The sequence below is a fragment of the Burkholderia lata genome (genome assembly GCF_902499025.1).
Lineage (GTDB): Bacteria > Pseudomonadota > Gammaproteobacteria > Burkholderiales > Burkholderiaceae > Burkholderia > Burkholderia lata_C.
The window spans coordinates 22,799-39,805 of sequence record NZ_CABVPW010000012.1 but is presented as its reverse complement, the minus strand read 5'-3'; the positions used below and the strand labels follow the sequence as shown (position 1 = coordinate 39,805).

The 17,007-nt window shown below is 66.8% G+C and carries 14 protein-coding genes and 1 pseudogene; 6 read left to right on the top strand and 9 right to left on the bottom strand.

The window, feature by feature from the left end; translation table 11 throughout:
• Positions 1 to 46 precede the first annotated feature (46 nt).
• From BDI24065_RS14025 to BDI24065_RS14010, 4 genes are all read right to left on the bottom strand, one after another.
• Positions 47 to 1,231 (bottom strand): thiolase family protein, encoded by a 1,185-nt coding sequence (locus BDI24065_RS14025; RefSeq protein WP_175031779.1) that lies wholly within the window; start codon positions 1,229 to 1,231, stop codon positions 47 to 49.
• Positions 1,232 to 1,624: 393 nt separating this feature from the next.
• Positions 1,625 to 2,536 carry a LysR family transcriptional regulator gene (locus tag BDI24065_RS14020; protein WP_175031778.1) on the bottom strand — a complete coding sequence of 304 codons (912 nt, stop codon included), beginning with the start codon at positions 2,534 to 2,536 and terminating at the stop codon, positions 1,625 to 1,627.
• A 155-nt stretch (positions 2,537 to 2,691) separates the two neighbouring features.
• Complete coding sequence (locus BDI24065_RS14015; RefSeq protein ID WP_175031777.1) at positions 2,692 to 3,141, bottom strand: MaoC family dehydratase; 450 nt, start codon at positions 3,139 to 3,141, stop codon at positions 2,692 to 2,694.
• A gap of 363 nt (positions 3,142 to 3,504) precedes the next feature.
• Entirely contained in the window at positions 3,505 to 4,800 is a 1,296-nt protein-coding gene (locus tag BDI24065_RS14010) for an alpha/beta fold hydrolase (RefSeq protein WP_254609756.1), read from the bottom strand.
• A gap of 23 nt (positions 4,801 to 4,823) precedes the next feature.
• Between BDI24065_RS14010 and BDI24065_RS14005 the strand changes: the two genes are divergently transcribed.
• The 4 genes from BDI24065_RS14005 to BDI24065_RS13990 all read left to right on the top strand — a co-directional run bounded on the left by BDI24065_RS14005 (position 4,824) and on the right by BDI24065_RS13990 (position 9,343).
• Positions 4,824 to 5,771, top strand: coding sequence for a LysR family transcriptional regulator (locus BDI24065_RS14005; protein WP_175031776.1), 948 nt, complete (start codon positions 4,824 to 4,826; stop codon positions 5,769 to 5,771).
• 290 nt (positions 5,772 to 6,061) lie between these two features.
• Positions 6,062 to 6,673, top strand: coding sequence for a GNAT family N-acetyltransferase (locus tag BDI24065_RS14000; RefSeq protein WP_175031775.1), 612 nt, complete (start codon positions 6,062 to 6,064; stop codon positions 6,671 to 6,673).
• Between the two features lie 445 nt (positions 6,674 to 7,118).
• Complete coding sequence (locus BDI24065_RS13995; RefSeq protein WP_175031774.1) at positions 7,119 to 7,838, top strand: response regulator transcription factor; 720 nt, start codon at positions 7,119 to 7,121, stop codon at positions 7,836 to 7,838.
• Positions 7,838 to 9,343, top strand: coding sequence for a HAMP domain-containing sensor histidine kinase (locus tag BDI24065_RS13990; protein WP_175031907.1), 1,506 nt, complete (start codon positions 7,838 to 7,840; stop codon positions 9,341 to 9,343). Before BDI24065_RS13995 ends, BDI24065_RS13990 begins: the two co-directional genes overlap by 1 nt.
• Before the next feature lie 19 nt (positions 9,344 to 9,362).
• Here the strand turns inward: BDI24065_RS13990 and BDI24065_RS13985 are convergent, their stop codons facing one another.
• Together BDI24065_RS13985 and BDI24065_RS13980 are read right to left on the bottom strand one after the other, a co-directional pair.
• Positions 9,363 to 10,463 carry an AraC family transcriptional regulator gene (locus BDI24065_RS13985; RefSeq protein ID WP_175031773.1) on the bottom strand — a complete coding sequence of 367 codons (1,101 nt, stop codon included), beginning with the start codon at positions 10,461 to 10,463 and terminating at the stop codon, positions 9,363 to 9,365.
• 139 nt (positions 10,464 to 10,602) lie between these two features.
• Positions 10,603 to 11,058: a carboxymuconolactone decarboxylase family protein gene (locus BDI24065_RS13980; protein ID WP_175031772.1), complete on the bottom strand. Its 456-nt coding sequence runs from the start codon at positions 11,056 to 11,058 to the stop codon at positions 10,603 to 10,605.
• 536 nt (positions 11,059 to 11,594) lie between these two features.
• On the opposite strand from BDI24065_RS13980, the pseudogene BDI24065_RS13975 reads away from it, so the two are divergent.
• Both BDI24065_RS13975 and BDI24065_RS13970 read left to right on the top strand, forming a co-directional pair.
• Positions 11,595 to 13,230, top strand: a pseudogene (locus BDI24065_RS13975) (AMP-binding protein).
• Positions 13,230 to 14,396, top strand: a complete 1,167-nt coding sequence (locus BDI24065_RS13970) for an AraC family transcriptional regulator (protein WP_175031771.1) — start codon at positions 13,230 to 13,232, stop codon at positions 14,394 to 14,396. Before BDI24065_RS13975 ends, BDI24065_RS13970 begins: the two are co-directional and overlap by 1 nt.
• A gap of 101 nt (positions 14,397 to 14,497) precedes the next feature.
• Here the strand turns inward: BDI24065_RS13970 and BDI24065_RS13965 are convergent, their stop codons facing one another.
• From BDI24065_RS13965 to BDI24065_RS13955, 3 genes are all read right to left on the bottom strand, one after another.
• Positions 14,498 to 14,764, bottom strand: coding sequence for a hypothetical protein (locus BDI24065_RS13965; protein WP_175031770.1), 267 nt, complete (start codon positions 14,762 to 14,764; stop codon positions 14,498 to 14,500).
• Positions 14,761 to 15,450: a response regulator gene (locus tag BDI24065_RS13960; protein WP_175031769.1), complete on the bottom strand. Its 690-nt coding sequence runs from the start codon at positions 15,448 to 15,450 to the stop codon at positions 14,761 to 14,763. The genes BDI24065_RS13965 and BDI24065_RS13960 overlap by 4 nt, the downstream gene beginning before the upstream one ends.
• A gap of 113 nt (positions 15,451 to 15,563) precedes the next feature.
• Positions 15,564 to 17,006 (bottom strand): efflux transporter outer membrane subunit, encoded by a 1,443-nt coding sequence (locus BDI24065_RS13955; protein ID WP_175031768.1) that lies wholly within the window; start codon positions 17,004 to 17,006, stop codon positions 15,564 to 15,566.
• Position 17,007 lies beyond the last annotated feature (1 nt).

Genomic DNA, 17,007 nt, shown 5'->3' with positions numbered 1-17,007 from the left:
GGGGCGAGATCGAATGATCGCGGCCCCCATCGGCAGGTGGCCGGATTCAGGCAGTCTCGATCGCAAGTGCGATGCCCTGGCCGCCACCGATGCACAGCGTGACGACGCCGCGCCGGATACCGTCGCGCCGCATCGAATGAATCAGACGGGTGGTGAGCACCGCACCCGTCGCGCCGATCGGATGCCCATGCGCGATTGCGCCGCCTTCGACGTTGACGATGTCCTCCGGAATGCCGAGCTGGCCAGCGACGGCAATGGGCACGACCGCAAACGCTTCGTTGATCTCGAAACGCTCGACATCGCCGAGCGACCACCCGGCACGCTCGAGCGCGATTTTCACCGCCGGGACGGGACCGAGGCCAAACATGCCGGGTTCGACGGCGGCGACGCCGAATGCCACGAGGCGCGCGCTCGGTGCGATGCCGTGCGTATCCGCGAATGCGCGACTGGTCACCAGCATGGCCGATGCGCCACTGTTCAGCCCCGGCGCGTTGCCGGCGGTGATCGTACCGTCGGGGCGGAATGCCGGTTTCAGCTTCGCGAGTATGTCGAGCGTCGTATCCGCGCGCGGCGTTTCGTCCCGCGCGAACGCGATGCGGGCCTTGCGCTGCAGGACCTCGACAGGCACGAGTTCGGCATCGAACTTGCCGTCCGCGAGCGCAGTGGAAAAGCGCTGCTGCGAGCGGAGCGCCCAGTGATCCTGGCGGTCTCTCGAGATGTCGAGCTGGCTCGCGAGATCCTCGGTGTGCCAGCCCGAATGCTGGTCGGAGAACGCATCGACGAGCCCGTCGCGCAGCATGCTGTCGTGGATCGGCGCGTCGCCCATCCGGTATCCCCGGCGTGCGCCGTCGAGCAGGTACGGCGCGCGCTCCATGCTTTCCATCCCGCCCGCAATCGCCGCGTTCGCGAAACCCAGCAGGATGTCTTGCGCGGCATTGACGACCGCCTGTGCACCGGAACCGCAGACGCGGTTGACCGTCAACGCTGGTACGGCGACCGGCAGGCCGGCGCCGATCGATGCCTGCCGGGCAGGGTTCATCTTGTTACCGGCCTGGATCACGTTGCCCATCACGACCGTGTCTATCGCTGAACCGTCGATACCGCTGCGTCGAAGCGTTTCGCGCACGGCGATCGCGCCGAGCTCGGTGGCGGGCGTGTCTTTCAGGGATCCGTTGAATGTGCCGATCGGCGTGCGAACGGGATGGCAGATGACAACTTCAGGTGTACTCATGACAGTTTCCTCAATCGATTGACATCGACGCGGCAGCGGCGGCGGGGAACGCCGCGCGGTTCGCGTCACCTTTGCTCCGTCGGATCGAGCGGCTCGCCGTGCAACGTTTCCGTGCGATGTCGGCCGGACGTGTTGTTCGCTTTGACTGGTGTGAGCGTGCACGGACTATCCGTCCGTGCCGGGCATCCCGGTACGGACAAACCGTGCTGCAACCGGATTCGGGATCGCGGCCGCTCGTGTGAAGAAACGATATCTATGCATATGCATATTGTCAATGCGTCAGGCGACGTGACGGTCAGACAGGGAGCGGGTGAGGGGGGGCTCTACGGGGCTGTCGACAAGAGGAGTGCGGCGTGCCAATCCGTAGACGATGCGGGGCCTTTCGCCCGAGCGTCAACGACGCTTCAGGTGTTCGTCGCGTTCGAACAACTCGACCACCCAATCGATGAACACGCGTACTTTCGCGCTTAGGTAGCGGTTCGGTGGATAGATCACGTAAACGGGATTGGGGGGCGGCTGCCAGTCCTCGAGGATCGGCACGATCTTGCCGGCGGCGATCGCTTCGCGCACCGCATACGCGGGCGCCTGGATGACGCCGAGGCTCGCAAGCCCGGCGGCGAGGTAGGCATTCGTATCGTTCACGACGAGCCGATGGTCCAGCGTCAGTTCGCTCTTTTCTCCGTCGATCTTGAACTGAAACGGCAGCGCGCGCCCGCCACGGGCCGGGATCATGCCGAGGGTCGGCCACTCGCACAGGCCATCCGGCGATGTTGGCGTACCGTGCATGTCGAGCAACGCACGCGTCGCACAGGTCGTAAAGCCGAAGCTGCCGATCTGTCGCGCGACCAGGAACTGCTCGTCGATCTCGCCTATCCGGATCGCGCAGTCGACGCCTTCGGCGACCAGATCGATTCGCTTGTTGCCGATATCGAGTTCGATCGCGATATCGGGGTAGGCGTCGTAGAAACTGCCGAGTGCCGGGGCAAGCACGAGCGTGCCGATCGCCGCGGCCGTATCGACGCGGATTTTGCCGGAGGGTTTGGCCCGGCCGCGCGACGTGGAGGCTTCGATTTCGGCGAGTTCGGCAAGCAGGCGTACGACGCGCTCGTAATAGATCGCACCTTCCGGCGTGACCGTGACCGAGCGCGTGGTGCGATGCAGCAAGCGAACCTGTAGATCTTCCTCGAGCTTCTGGATCAGCCGCGTGACCGTCGCATTCGGCATGTCGAGCGTGTCGGCCGCTTTCGTGAAGGTGCCGGCCTCCACCACACGGACGAAAACGTTCATCGCTGCGATGCGATCCATGACGGACGACTCCGGTCGAAAGGGAGTCGCCATTAAACCGCAATCCTGCTGCACGTCGCTAGCACGTGGATATGCCGATGGCGGCGTGGTGCTGGTCTCCGGACAGGGCATGACGCAAGCTGCCGAGCGGATGCGCGGCGTGTTCCCGGCGTGCGTTAGGTGGGCCGGCGAGCGACGATCAGCCGGGCGGTCAGGATCTGCACGACTTCGCCGTGCTGGTTGATCGTTCGGGAACGCAGCGTCAGCGATCCGACCGGGCGCGAGCGCGACGGCACCAGTTCGACGACTTCGCTTTCGACATGCAGCACGTCGCCGGGCCGCGTGGGCAGCTTCCAGTCGACTTCGCCACCGGCGCCGAGGAGGCCGTTGGCCAGTTTCGGGCCGCCCGACACGAGCAGCCGCATCGTGATGGCGGCCGTATGCCAGCCGCTGGCAGCGAGTCCGCCGAACATCGTGGCGCGCGCCGCTTCCTCGTCGAGATGGAACGGCTGTGGGTCGAACTCCGCGGCGAATCGCTTGATGTCGTCGGCGCGGACTTCGTGCGTGCCGCTGACGAACGTGTCGCCGACAGCAAGATCGTCGAAATAGAGGGGTTGCAGGCTCATGGGCGTTACCCGGTACGCAGGATGAGATCCGGACGATCGCGCGGGCGTTGTCGTACGGGCCTGTATCCAATGTAGGGGATGTGTCGGCGCCGAGTAAGCGGGGCGGGATGAATGCGGCATTCACGATTCGTCAATAATCGGCTCGCAAGATCGGGGGCTTGAACCGTCGGCGCGTCGCTTCGCGACTCGTATGACGAAACGAGTCACGCAGGTTCCATGGCTTGTTTCGCGTTGGCCCGATGGCATGTGTAGCAGCCACCGGCGCGCAATGGATCATTCACGCGAGTGACAGGTCTGCGTCGAAAGTTACCGCCTCATTGACACGTCGCACCGTCGCTTGATCGGACGGCGCGACGTCATCCGTCAGAGCACCCCAAGCGGATTGGAAATGCGCAGCTTCCATTTTCCGTCGCGGCCCCGCTTCATCACCTGTGTCGCCGTGCCCGCGTCGGTATGCTGGCTGCCGTCGGGGAGACCGACCGTCAACGTCCAGTCGAGCAGCGCGAGCGCGATGTCACCGCTCACCAGCGTACGGCGAACCTTGTTGGAAATCCGCGGGCGCAGCTTCAGCAACTCAGTGAACGGACCGCGTAGCGCGTCACCGTTGTTCACGACGATCTCGCCGTTCGTCAGCCGCATCGTCGCGTTTTCGGTGAACAGGGCAATCACGGCATCGACGTCGCCGGCATTGAACGCCGCATCGAATGCCGCCGGCAGCTGCTCGGGCGTGCGCGGCACGGGCTCGAGTTCGTCGATGAACCGCCGGATGGCGGCAGCCACCGTGGACGACGCCTCCAGCGGCGACAAGTGGCCGACGCCGGGCAGGATCTCGAGGCGCGCGTGGGGGATTCTCGGCAGCAGCTCGCTGCGCAGTGTCTCGACGCGATCCACCTGGTCCTGCTCGCCGGCGATCACGAGCACCGGTACATCGATCGCCGCGACATCGGCGGTGATGTCTTCGAGCATCGCGACGTTCGGCCACGCGGCCTTGGCCTGCGGCGCGCCGCGCAGACTGTCCTCGATGACCTGCTCACGGCGCTCAGGCGACAGCGGGCTACCGGTCAGCACGTTGTCCAGCACCCAGCCGACCGATTCGCGTGACTCGTAGGCACTCACCATGACCGCGCGCTGCTCGTCGGAAAGCACCATCGGCGACGGCGGTGACGGCGCGACGAGCACGAGCCCTTCCAGCCCCGGCAGTCGGCGCGACGCAAGGAGCTGTGCCGTCTTCCCGCCCATCGAATGACCCACGAGCACGTAGCGCGTCAAACCGAGGGTCTCGATCACGCGTTGCGCGTCATCCGCCAGATCGGTGATCGTGTAGCCGTCCGCCGGTGCGTCCGAATGGCCCCAGCCGCGATGGTCGGTCGCGACGGTCCGAAAGGTGTCCGACAGCTCGTCCGTCACGAACTGCCAGGTGCGCGACGACCCGCCGTAGTAGTGCAGAAAGACGACCGCGCGGTCGCCGTGCCCTTTTTCGCTGACGTGAATCCGGATGCCATTTGCCTCGATGTCCATTTCCATGCTCCTGACGTGTTTCATGTGGGTTGACGGTGGGGCCCTCGTCTGGCGCAACCAGTGTTCGGACCGTGATGACATCGTAGATAGTGGCGCCCAGTTTGATAATTGGCGTTTCGTGACGATCAGTCGATAATCCAATTATCGAATCGAGGAGACGGATCATGGACCGCTTTACCTGCATCGGCGTGTTCGTCGCCGCCGTCGACGAAGGCAGTCTGGCCGCCGCCGCCCGTCGTTACGGGCTCTCGGCGGCGATGGCCGGCAAGTACGTGAGTGCGCTCGAGGCCGAACTGAACGCGCGACTGCTTCAGCGCACGACCCGCCGACTGAGCCTGACCGATGTCGGTCACGCGTACTACGACCGGTGCAGACGGATCCTCGAAGCGTTTGACGAGGCAAATCGTGAAGCCAGCGATTCGCAAAGAGACGCGCGCGGCGTGTTGCGCGTCGCTGTGCCTGTAACGTTCGGCGCGATGCATCTGGGCAGCGTCGTCGCGCGCTATATGGACGAGCATCCGCACGTCAACGTCGAGGTGCTGTTGAGCGATCGCTATGCCGACCTGCTCGATATCGGTGCGGATCTGGCCATCCGCATCGGGCGGCTGCCCGACTCGGGCCTCGTCGCGCGGCGGATCGCGCCTTGCCGCATGATCGTGTGCGCGTCGCCTGGCTATCTGCAGCGACATGGCACACCGCGTACCCCTGACGACCTGCGGCGCGCACAACGGCTCGCGTTCAGCGAGGCCGTGTCCGCCGGCGACTGGACACTGATCGACCGGAATGACCGCGCGCATGTCATCGATGGACCGTGCCGGATGAGCGCCAACAACACGCAGATGCTGCTCGCGGCTGCGCTTGCTGGCGCTGGCGTCACGTACGGGCCGAGCTTCGTTTTTGGCGAACATGTCGCCCGTGGCGAACTGGTCGCGTTGTTGCCGGACTACCGCGCATCGGACCTGACGATCCAGGCCGTGTACCCGAGTGCGCGCCACGTGCCGCTCAAGGTGCGCCGGTTCATCGATCACCTGGTTCAGGCATTCGGTGACACGCCTCCCTGGGACGTCCATTCGAGCGGCGATGCCCGGAGGAACGTCGACGGCGGGTCGTAAAACGCTCGTAGCCGTAGATGAGATCGCTGTCGCGCAGCCGCGTGACAAACGAAACGCGTTCAGGTATCCGGCTTCGGCAATGATCGGTTTGCAAGATCGGAGGCTTGAAGCGCGCGGATCGACATTATTGTTCTGCATGGAAAGTCGCATTGATCCTGTACCGCTAGGGCGGAAACCGCTTCATCGCTAGACTGGGTGCACGATGAAGCAACGGCCCAAATCCGTGTCGCAAGCCGCACCGAATGACATCCGGACGGACCGAGCAGCGCGAGCACCATGCGGAGGTAACGATGAACAGGATCGAGAACGCATCTGATTCCTGTCGCACGATCGCGTCGGGCGTGCCGGTGGAGAACCTCCGGCGCGTATGGAGGGCAGGGGACGGATCGTCGATCTGCATGCGATCGATCGAGCCATCGGACCTGGAGCTTGAGCGCCACTTCGTCGAGAGACTGTCCGGGGAAAGCCGCTACATGCGGTTGATGTCGGGCCGGATGCCGAGTGAAGCCGAGATGATCCGATGGACCCGTATCGATCGTCGGCGGGAAGGTGCGCTCGTCGTGACGATCGCGGCAGGCGCTCGCGAACGGCTAATTGGCGTGGCGCGTTACGCGATGATCGAGGGCACTAGCGATATGGGTGAATGCGCGATCGTAATCGACGATGCATGGCACCGGCACGGTCTTGGCCGACGTTTGCTGGCGAGCCTCATCGAGCTTGCCACACGCTCAGGTGTCAAACGGCTGCTCGGCACCACGTTGAGCGAGAACATCGCGATGCTCGGCCTGGCGCGCAAGCTCGGATTTGCGGTGTCCCGGGCGCCGGAGATGGCATCCATCATGAACCTGTCGCTTGACCTGACTGGGCAATGCCTGGTTCGTGGAGAACTGGATCGGGCCTGATGCAACGAAGGCAGAAAAGAGGGTTGCGGCCCAGGGCCTTCCGGTGAGCAGCGCCGCCAGCCATTGAGCGTCGGGTCGGCGAAACCTTGAAAGCGGGGGCGTCTGAATTCAAAGTGGCGGCGAGCCCGCGCCCCGTCGTCACGAATCTGGAAACTGCCTCAGCTCCTCGAGAAATACCGACGACGCTCTGGGCAGCGGCTTGTCGTTGCGTGTAATCGCCACCAACGGACCGATGTTCTGGAAGCCTTTCTGGTATTGGATCGCAGCACGGTCGGCATTCAAAGTTAAATGAAATGTGATCACTCCCCGCCCCGCCGCAAAATTTTGCACAATGGCGGCAGCGCGGCCCGTTGCCGCGATTCACCCCCGGGAACCCGGCCAGCCGGACCGGGGCCGGCCCGAACCGATACCCGACCTCGGCACCGACGTGCCGCCGCCCGCCGCCATGGACCAACCGAAACGCATCCTGATCGTCGAGGACGACGCCGATATCGCCGACGTGCTGAGCCTGCACCTGCGCGACGAGCGCTACGAGGTCGTGCACAGCGCGGACGGCGCCGAAGGGCTGCGCCTGCTCGAGCAGGGCGGCTGGGATGCGCTGATCCTCGACCTGATGCTGCCGGGCGTCGACGGCCTTGAAATCTGCCGGCGCGCGCGTGCGATGACGCGCTACACGCCGATCATCATCACGAGTGCGCGCTCGAGCGAGGTGCACCGGATCCTCGGCCTCGAACTCGGCGCCGACGACTATCTGGCCAAGCCGTTCTCGGTGCTCGAACTCGTCGCACGCGTGAAGGCGCTGCTGCGGCGCGTCGATGCGCTCGCGCGCGATTCGCGGATCGACGCGGGCACGCTCGACATCGCCGGGCTGGCGATCGACCCGATCGCGCGCGAAGCGAGCGTCGACGGCACGCGCATCGACCTCACGCCGCGCGAATTCGACCTGCTGTATTTCTTCGCGCGACACCCGGGCAAGGTGTTCTCGCGGATGGACCTGCTCAATGCCGTGTGGGGCTACCAGCACGAAGGCTACGAGCACACGGTCAACACTCACATCAACCGGCTGCGCGCGAAGATCGAGACCGATCCGGCCGAGCCCGTGCGAATCCTCACCGTGTGGGGCCGCGGCTACAAGCTCGCCGCGCCCGGCCAGCGGGACGCATGATGAAGCTCACCCTCACCCAGCGGCTGTCGCTCGTGTTCTCGGTGCTGCTGCTTGCGTGCTCGGGCGCGTCCGCGTGGCTGCAGATCCGCGCGAACGACATGCGCGAGCAGGAAGTCGTGCAGGGGCTGTCGCGCGACCTGGCCGCCAATATCGTCAACAGCGTGACCCACAGCGCGCCGCTGATGGACGCGAACGGGCTGCGCCCGGATGCCGTGCGCACGCTGTTCGGCCAGCTGATGGGCGTGAACCCGAGCGTCGAGGTGTACCTGCTCGACAACGCAGGACGCATCAAGGGCGACGATGCGCCGCCCGGCCACGTGAAGCGCGACCGCGTCGATCTCGCGCCCGTGCAGCGCTTCATCGCCGGCGAGCCGCTGCCGATCCTCGGCGACGATCCGCGCAGCCCCGATGCGCGCAAGGTGTTCAGCGCCGCGCCGCTGCAACTGGCGGGGCAGCCGCCGTCGGGCTACATCTACGTGGTGCTGCTCGGCGAGGCGCACGACCGGCTGGCTGCGCGCGTCGACGCGGGCAACGTGCTGCGCACGACGCTGTGGTCGATGGCGCTGGTCGCGCTGCTCGGCCTGCTCGCGGGCCTCACCGCGTTCAGCTTCATCACGCGCCCGCTGCGCCGGCTGACGGACGCAATGCGCCGCTTCGACGCGAACGGCGTGCCCGACACGCAGCCGCCGGTGCCGCGCTCGCGGCCGGGCCGGCGCGGCGACGACATCGTCGTGCTCGAATCCGCGTTCGCGCAGATGGCCGACCGGATCGGCGACCAGTGGCGCGCGCTGACGCACCAGGACCAGCAGCGGCGCGAGCTGATCACGAACATCTCGCACGACCTGCGCACGCCGCTCACGTCGCTGCACGGCTATCTGGAGACGTTGTCGCTGAAGTCGGACTCGCTCGCCGAGACCGAACGGCGGCGCTACCTGTCGATCGCGCTCGCGCAGAGCGCGAAGGTCGGCCGGCTCGCGCAAGCGCTGTTCGAGCTTGCGCGGCTCGAATCGGGCGGCGTGCAGGCCGAGCGCGAGCCGTTCTCGCTCGTCGATCTCGTGCAGGACGTGTTCCAGAAATTCGAGCTGACCGCGCAGGCGCGCGGTGTCGCACTGCATGCGCGGATTCCGCCGCGGGTGCCGGTCGTGTCGGCCGATCTCGGGATGATCGAGCGCGTGCTGACCAACTTGCTCGACAACGCGCTGCGGCACACGCCTGCGCACGGCGAGGTCGAGGTCGCGCTGGAGCCGCGCGGCGACCGCGTGCTCGTGACCGTGGCCGATACCGGGGAAGGGATTCCGGCGGCGCGGCGCGAAGGGTTGTTCCAGCGGCCGCAGCGGCCGATGAGCGGCGGCGCGGTGACGAGCGGCGGGCTCGGGCTGCTGATCGTGCACCGGATGCTGGCGCTCAACGGCAGCAGCATCCGGCTGGTCGACCGGGCCGGGCGTGGTGCGGTGTTCGAGTTCGCGCTGGCGGTGGCCACACCTGCTGTCGGCGACGGGCGCTGACAGCCGTCAATGCCCGCGCTCAACCGCCGCGCTTGCGCCGCACGTCGCTCGGCGTCATGCCGGTCCAGCGCTTGAACGCGTGGCGGAACCCCACCGCGTCGCTGAAGCCGAGCGTCAACGCGATGTCCTCGGTGCTGAGCGTGGTCGTGTTGAGGTAGTCGATCGCGAGCGCCTTGCGCACGCTCGCCAGCAGCTCGCTGTACGACGTGCCTTCGGCTTCGAGCTTGCGGCGCAGCGTGCGCGACGTGATGCACAGGATCGCCGCGATCGCGTCGATGTCCGGAAACTGCCCGGGCGTGCGCGTGAGTTCCTGGTACACGCGCCGCGTGACGCCGGCCTGGCTGCGCAATTCATCGAGCAGGCTCGCGCAATGCGACGACACCTGCGCGGCGGTAATCGGATTCGCGAGCTGCGGCGCGCGCGTGAGCCACGCGGTCGGGTAGCTGAGCACATGATGCGGCTGGTCGAATGCGATCGGGCATTCGAGCGCGTCGGCCAGCAGCGCCACGTGCGCCGGCTGCGGCTGCGCGAACTGCGCGCGCGCCGGCACGCACCACGCACCCATCACGTCCTTGATGATCGTCACGTGCAGCGCGAACTGCATGTCGACGAGGAAACGGTACAGCGGCTCGTCGAGATCGGGCAGCGCGACTTCGTGCCGGTCGGGAAACTGCCACGACGCGGTATCGCCCTGTTCGACCCAGCGGATCGCGAGCATGCCGTTGGCGAGCCGGTGATACTTGACGGCCGATTCGAACGCGTGCGCGAGCGATTCCGAGCACAGCATCGCGTAGCCGTACATCCCGTAGCTCGACACGTGCAGCCGGTGGCCGACGCGCACGCCGAGATCGGTGCCGTCATAGCGGCCGATCGCATTGCGCGCGGCCGTGAGGAACTGCAGCGGCGACGTGAGCGTGAACGGGTCCGCGACCGCGGCCGGCGTGAGGCCGGTGCCGTCGAGCACCGCGACCGGGTCGAGGCCGGCTTGCGCGGCCACGTCGAGCAGCACGGCCAGCTTGGCCGGCGTGAAGCGCTGCTCGCGCAACGCGTTGGGTGTCTCGACGTCCGGCAGGCGGGCTGCGCGGGCGGTCGTCGGGGTCAAGAGCGCACTGCGCGGCATGGGAGCATCCTGCGTCCGAATCGATATCGTTTACGGCACGCAATTCTGCGCGGGATCGGTCCCAAACGCCACAGGGTTCACCCTGATACGTGCGCCGGCGCAACCCGGCGCGGCCGGCCCCGAGCGCTTTCGAGCGGCCTCAACCCGCCTGGAACACGCCGGCCTGCCATGCAAACGGCTTGGCGAGCCGGTTCCACGTGTTGATCTGCGCGACGATCAGCGTGAGCGTGGCCAGTTCGTCGCGATCGAAATGCGCACGCGTCGCGTCGACGAGTGCGTTATCGATCGCGTGCTCGCTGATCAGCGTCAGCGCTTCGGCCCAGCGCAGCGCGGCCTGCTCCTTCGGGCTGTAGAGATCGGGCGTTTCGTGCCACACGGGCAGCAGGTTGTAGCGCAGCGGATCCTCGCCCGCGTGGATGCCTTCCTTGATATGACGGTCGAGGCAGTAGGCGCATCCGTTGAGCTGCGACACGCGTGCGCGCACCAGTTCTACGAGCTTGAAATCGTGGCCGGTGTTGTTCGCATATTCCTCGACGTTGAGCACGACGTCGAGCAGCCGGGCGGGAAGTTGTCCAAACGAGATGCGTTCTGGCATGGCGACTGACCTTTGAAAGAGCGGGATAGGATCGTTGGGTGGACTGGCCGTGTTGCTTGATCAGGCGCTGCACGCTGACGCAATCTGCGTAATATGTGCAGTAATCCTGATTGTCTGGTGGCGGGATCGACCGACGAGACGGGGTGACGATGCGCGCATGGCCCGTTGTGCGGATGGTGTGTATCGGCGGCATCGGCTGCGGTGCGCGGCACGTTCGGCCGTGGCGAACCGGAAGCGAAGCGATCGTATCAGGCGCGACCGGCGACCGGAATCGCCCGATCCCGTATGGTGTTCATGCAAATGGACCGATAGTGGGGCCGGCTGACGCAGGCCGAAGTGACGGCATCGTGCGGTATTGTCTAGACAAGCGCAGACCCCCGCGTGTCCGTTTCGATCATCTTTTCGGCCGCCCGGATCATTTTCAAAGCGCGCCGCGCGGGCGATAGTCGCCGATCAGGCGATGGTCCGCGCTTCTCCGGCGTGCAGGCCGTCGTGCGAACGGCGCGGCCGGCGCGCCGTCCCCCGTGGAGTGAGACATGACGAAGAGACACTGGACCGGGTCGTATGGCTCGATCCCCGCCGAGATCGATGCCGATCGCTTTCCTTCCGTAAGCGCGTTGCTGGACAACGCGATGCACCGTTTCGCCGATCGCCCGGCGTTCCACTCGTATGGCCGCACGCTGACCTATGCCGACGTCGACCGCCTGTCGACCGCGCTGGCCGCCTATCTGCAGCAGGTCGTGGGTGTCCGCAAGGGCGACCGCGTGGCCGTGATGCTGCCCAACGTGCTCGCGTTTCCGGTCGCGTTCGTCGCGGTCGCGAAGATCGGTGCGATCCAGGTCAACGTGAACCCGCTCTACACGGCGCGCGAGCTCGAGCATCAGCTCAACGACGCGGGCGTCGAGGTTGCCCTGGTGTGCGGCGGGTCGATGGGCACGTTCGCCGAGGTGGTCGGCGGCACGCGAGTGCGCACCGTGCTGAGCGTCGGGCGCGGCGATCTCGGCGTCGTCGATGCGCCGGCCGGGACATGCGACGCGCTGCCGCCCGGTTCGATCCCGCTCGCGGACGCCATGGCCGCCGGCGAAGCGCTCGCGTTCGAACCGGTCGAACTCGGCGGCGCGGACCTGCTGCTGCTCCAGTACACGGGCGGCACGACCGGCCTGTCGAAGGGCGCCGCGCTGTCGCACCGCAACCTCGTCGCGAACATCGAGCAGTTCGGCGCGATCGTGCCGGCCGCGCGCGAGCCGGGCGAGGAGGTCGTCGTCACGGCGATCCCGCTGTATCACATCTTCGCGCTGACGGTGAACTTCCTGTCCTACTTCGCGATCGGCGCGCAGAACTGGCTGATCGCGAACCCGCGCGACATGGACGGCTTCATCGACGTGCTGAAGGCTGCACGGCCGACGGTATTCGTCGGCGTGAACACGCTGTACGCGGGGCTCGCCGGCCATCCGCGCCTGACGGAAGTCGACTGGTCGCGGCTGAAGCTGTCGGCCGGCGGCGGCGCGGCCGTGATCGACGTGATCTCGTCGCGCTGGAAGGCGGTGACGGGCAACTTCATCCGCGAAGGCTACGGGCTGTCGGAAACGTCGCCGGTCGTGTCGTTCAACCCGCAGTCGATCGACTCGTTCACGGGCACCACGGGCCTGCCGCTGCCGTCGACCGACGTGAAGCTGCTCGACGACCAGGACAACGAGGTGGCGATCGGCGGCGCGGGCGAGATCTGCGTGAAGGGGCCGCAGGTGATGAGCGGCTACTGGCAGAAACCGGACGCGAATGCGGCCGCGTTCACGGCCGACGGCTATTTCCGCACCGGCGACGTCGGCGTGTTCGACGAAGCCGGTTTCCTGCGGATCGTCGACCGCAAGAAGGACATGATCATCGTGTCGGGCTTCAACGTGTACCCGAACGAGGTGGAAGCCGTGGCCACCGCGGTGCCGGGCGTCGCCGAATGCGCGTGCATCGGCGTGCCGGACGCGCGCACGGGCGAGGCGGTCAAGCTGTTCGTGGTGCTGGCGCAGGATGCCTATGTGACGGAGGAGCAACTCGTCGCGCATTGCCGCGAGAGCCTCGCGGCCTACAAGGTGCCGAAGCTCATTCGCTTCGTCGACCGGGCTGCCGAAGTCGACCGTCGGCAAGATCCTGCGCCGGGAACTCAGCCGCACCGACTGATGGCGTCGGCGCGCCGCGCAGCGCCCGGCGCGCCGAGGGCCCGGAAGGCTCCGCGCGAGCCGCTCAAGTACAATGCGAGCGGTTCGATCGACGGGGACGCGATGACCGGTTCAGATTCACTTTCCGCCCAGCCCGGGCCCGCGCCGGCGCCCGGACGTGCGTTGCCGTCGCCGAGCGCGACGGTGCCGATCTCGCTCGTCAACGGCTTCCTCGCGAGCGCGGGCGTGCAGCGCGACGTGGTCGAGCGCTACCTGCGCGGGGCCGGCATCCCGATCGAGCTGCTCGGCGAACCGCATGCGCGCGTGACGGAGGAGCAGTTCTCGACGCTGTACCGCACGCTCGCGATCGACCTCGACGACGAGATGCCCGGCATCTTCTCGCGCCCGCTGCGCGGCGGCACGCTGAAGTACCTGTGCCTGAGCCTGCTCGATGCGCGCAACCTCGAGACGACGCTGCATCGTTTCGGGCAATTCTTCCATATCCTGCTCGACGACTTCTTCGTCGAATCGAAGCGCGACGGTCTCGTCGCGCAGGTGCTGCTGCGCCCGAACGATGCCGTCGGCCCGATCGGCGCGCTTGGCCAGGAGTTGATGCTCAAGCTCGTGCACGGCGTGTGCTCCTGGCTGATCGGGCAGAAGATCCCGCTGCTGCAGATCGAGTTCGCGTGCCCGCGGCCGCGCCATGCGGTCGACCACCTGTACTTCTTCACCGGCGCCGTGCAGTTCGACTGCGAGCGCACGCTGATGCGCTTCAGCGCGGACTACCTCGACGCGCCGATCCGGCAGAGCAAGCGCAACCTGCGCAAATTCCTTGCACGCGCCCCCGGCGACTGGATCTTCGAATCGTTCAGCGAACAGCTCGTGTGCCATCGCGTGCGGCAATATCTGTCGGAAGCATTGCCCGACCTGCCGGTGATCGACCACGCGGCCGAGCACCTGCATTGTTCGGTGCGCACGCTGAGCCGCCACCTGGCCGCCGAAGGGACGACGTTCCAGGTGCTCAAGGACGAGCTGCGGCGCGACATCGCGATCCAGCGGCTGACCGACACGCCCGACACGATCGCGGCGATCGGCGCCGACATCGGCTTCGACGATCCGAGCGCGTTCCATCGCGCGTTCCGGCACTGGACGGGGAGCACGCCGGGCACTTACCGGCGGCGCGCGTAACACATCGCTTCAAGCTTCAAGGTAGCCGGTTCCCATAACCGGATACCTTCGCGCGCGTCCCATGGATGGCTCCCCCAGGCGACTTGACCGGACTTGCGTGTTCATCGCCGGGTTTCGGTCGCGCGCGCCAGTTTGCGCAGATCGACGATCGACGCGGCCAGTCCGGCCAACAGCAAGACGGCGAGTACCAGGTAGTCCGGCGTCTCGCGAATCACGGCCGCGAGTGCGCTGTCCGTCGCGGGGGACCAGACCGCCTGGATCAGGCAGTAGGCGATGAACCCTGCATCGGCGATCGCCAGCGCGAGGGCGGCCGACAGGAGACCGACGATCCGCGCCACCTGCAGCCACGATCCACGATGCGCGCTCACTGCCGGTTGCGCAGCCGGTAGCCGACGCCGCGCATCACCTCCGGCATCCCGGACGCGCCCGCGCATTCGAGCTTCCTGCGCAGCCGGCTGATATGGCTGTCGACGGTACGCTCCAGCGCATCGACGTCGGCGAGGCAGGCGTCGATCAGCTCGCTGCGCGTGAATACGCGGTTCGGCGAGCCGGCCAGGTGGGCGAGCAGCCGGAACTCGGTCAGCGTCAGCGAGACGCTGGTTTCCCCGGTGTCCGCACGGACCGTGGTCAGATAGCTTTGTGTATCGATTTCAAGGTTGCCGACCTTGATGAAGCGTCCCGACGTGGCTGTTTCGAAGCGACGCAGGATCGCCCGGATGCGCGCGACCACCTCGGCCGGATTGAACGGCTTCGTGATGTAGTCGTCCGCACCGAAACGCAGCCCCTGCAAGCGATCGATCTCGCGGTCGAGCGCCGTGACGATGACGATCGGCGTGTCGCCGCGGCGGCGCAGTTCGACCAGGACTTCCCAGCCGTCCTTCCTCGGCATCCTGACGTCGAGCAGGATCAGGTCGGGCTTCAGCACGGGCTGCACGTCGAGCACGGCCTGTCCGTGACCGACGCGGTAGGTGCGAAAGCCGTCGTGGGCGAGGTAGGCGTCGAGTATTTCGGCGATCTCCGGATCGTCTTCGGCAATGAGTATCAGAGGGTTCATCGGGTTCACTGGAAGTGAGCGTGACCGGTAGGCGGGCCGGCGGCGCGGCACGTGCGCCGCCGGGCTTCACCGTGCCTTCAGTCGTCGCGAGCGGATCGGCGACGACCCATGGCTCAGTTGCTCGCCACGCTGTTGGCGGGAGGCACGTCGGTGTCGACCAGGCCGCCGCCGAGCGCCTTGTAGAGCGCAACCGCGTTGTCCAGTTCGGCGTTGCGCAGATCCAGCAGGGCCTGACGCGCGGCATACAGCTGCCGCTGCGAGTCGAGCAGTTCCAGTCGGCCCTCGATACCGGCGCGGTAGCGCAGGTTCACGAGGTCGGTACGGCGTTCGGCGCTCTTGACGACTTGCGTCTGCGCGTCGATCTGGCGACTGAAGGTTTCGCGCCCGGCGAGGCCGTCGGCCACTTCGCGGAACGCGGTCTGGATCGAGCGTTCGTACTCGACGACGGCGCTGGACTTGCGCACTTCTGCAAGATTCAGCTCGGAACGCAGCCGGCCGCCCTGGAAGATCGGCAGCGTGACCTGCGGCGCGAAGCTCCACACGCGCTGACCGCCGTCGAACAGGCTGCCCAGCCCCGGGCTGAGGAAGCCGATCGACGAGGTCAGCGACAGGCGCGGGAAGAATGCCGCGCGCGCCGCGCCGATGTCGGCGTTGGCGGCCACGAGATTCTGCTCGGCCTGCTGGATGTCCGGCCGGCGGTACAGCAACTCCGACGGCAGTCCGGGCGGCAGTTGCGTCATCACCGGTTGGCGTTCCAGTGACAGCGGGTCGGGCAGGTTCTTCGGCAGGTCGGTGCCGACCAGCAGCCGCAACGCGTTGCCTGCCTGTTCGACGGCGCGCGAACGCGCTTCGAGATCGGCGCTGGCGCTCGCGACCTGGCCCTCGGCCTGCGCGATGTCGACGCCGCTGGCCTGATTCGCCTCCTTGAGCCGGCGGGCGAGATCGAGCGATTGCCGCCAGTCGTTCAGCGTGCGTTCGGACAGCGCGCGCTGTTCCTGCGCGAGGCGCTCGGCGAAATACGCGTTGGCCACGGAGCCGACGAGCGCGATCTGCACCGCGCGGCGGCCGTGATCGGTCGCGAGGTAGCGCGCGAACGCCGCATCGGACAGCGATTTCACGCGGCCGAACAGGTCGATCTCGAACGCGCTGACGCCGACGTTCACGCCGTACTGGTTCTGCGTGTTTTCGAGCAGCGGCGGGTTCGATTGCGAGTCGGCGGCCGTGCGCTGGCGAGTGAAGCTTGCGCCGGCGCCGATCGACGGCAGGCGCGCGGAACGCTGGATGCCGTACTGCGCTTCGGCAGCCTGGACGTTCAGTGCGGCCAGGCGCAGGTCGCGGTTGTTCTCGAGCGCGAGCTCGATCAGGCGCTGCAGGCGACGGTCGCCGAACATCGTGCGCCAGCCGAGATCCGCCGCGTTCGCGTGCGGGTCGGCCGCGGCAGCGGTCGTATAGGCGGTCGGCACCGGCATCTCGGGCCTGACCAGCTTCGGCGCCATCGAGCACGCCGACAGCGCGAGCGCGGCGGACACGGCAGCGGAAAGAATGAGTAATCGCATG

Excerpts from the sequence above, each read along its gene's own strand:
- BDI24065_RS14025 (WP_175031779.1), bottom strand. The coding sequence starts at position 1,231 with ATGAGTACACCTGAAGTTGTCATCTGCCATCCCGTTCGCACGCCGATC.
- BDI24065_RS14020 (WP_175031778.1), bottom strand. The coding sequence starts at position 2,536 with ATGGATCGCATCGCAGCGATGAACGTTTTCGTCCGTGTGGTGGAGGCC.
- BDI24065_RS14015 (WP_175031777.1), bottom strand. The coding sequence starts at position 3,141 with ATGAGCCTGCAACCCCTCTATTTCGACGATCTTGCTGTCGGCGACACG.
- BDI24065_RS14005 (WP_175031776.1), top strand. The coding sequence starts at position 4,824 with ATGGACCGCTTTACCTGCATCGGCGTGTTCGTCGCCGCCGTCGACGAA.
- BDI24065_RS14000 (WP_175031775.1), top strand. The coding sequence starts at position 6,062 with ATGAACAGGATCGAGAACGCATCTGATTCCTGTCGCACGATCGCGTCG.
- BDI24065_RS13995 (WP_175031774.1), top strand. The coding sequence starts at position 7,119 with ATGGACCAACCGAAACGCATCCTGATCGTCGAGGACGACGCCGATATC.
- BDI24065_RS13990 (WP_175031907.1), top strand. The coding sequence starts at position 7,838 with ATGAAGCTCACCCTCACCCAGCGGCTGTCGCTCGTGTTCTCGGTGCTG.
- BDI24065_RS13985 (WP_175031773.1), bottom strand. The coding sequence starts at position 10,463 with ATGCCGCGCAGTGCGCTCTTGACCCCGACGACCGCCCGCGCAGCCCGC.
- BDI24065_RS13980 (WP_175031772.1), bottom strand. The coding sequence starts at position 11,058 with ATGCCAGAACGCATCTCGTTTGGACAACTTCCCGCCCGGCTGCTCGAC.
- BDI24065_RS13970 (WP_175031771.1), top strand. The coding sequence starts at position 13,230 with ATGGCGTCGGCGCGCCGCGCAGCGCCCGGCGCGCCGAGGGCCCGGAAG.
- BDI24065_RS13960 (WP_175031769.1), bottom strand. The coding sequence starts at position 15,450 with ATGAACCCTCTGATACTCATTGCCGAAGACGATCCGGAGATCGCCGAA.
- BDI24065_RS13955 (WP_175031768.1), bottom strand. The coding sequence starts at position 17,006 with ATGCGATTACTCATTCTTTCCGCTGCCGTGTCCGCCGCGCTCGCGCTG.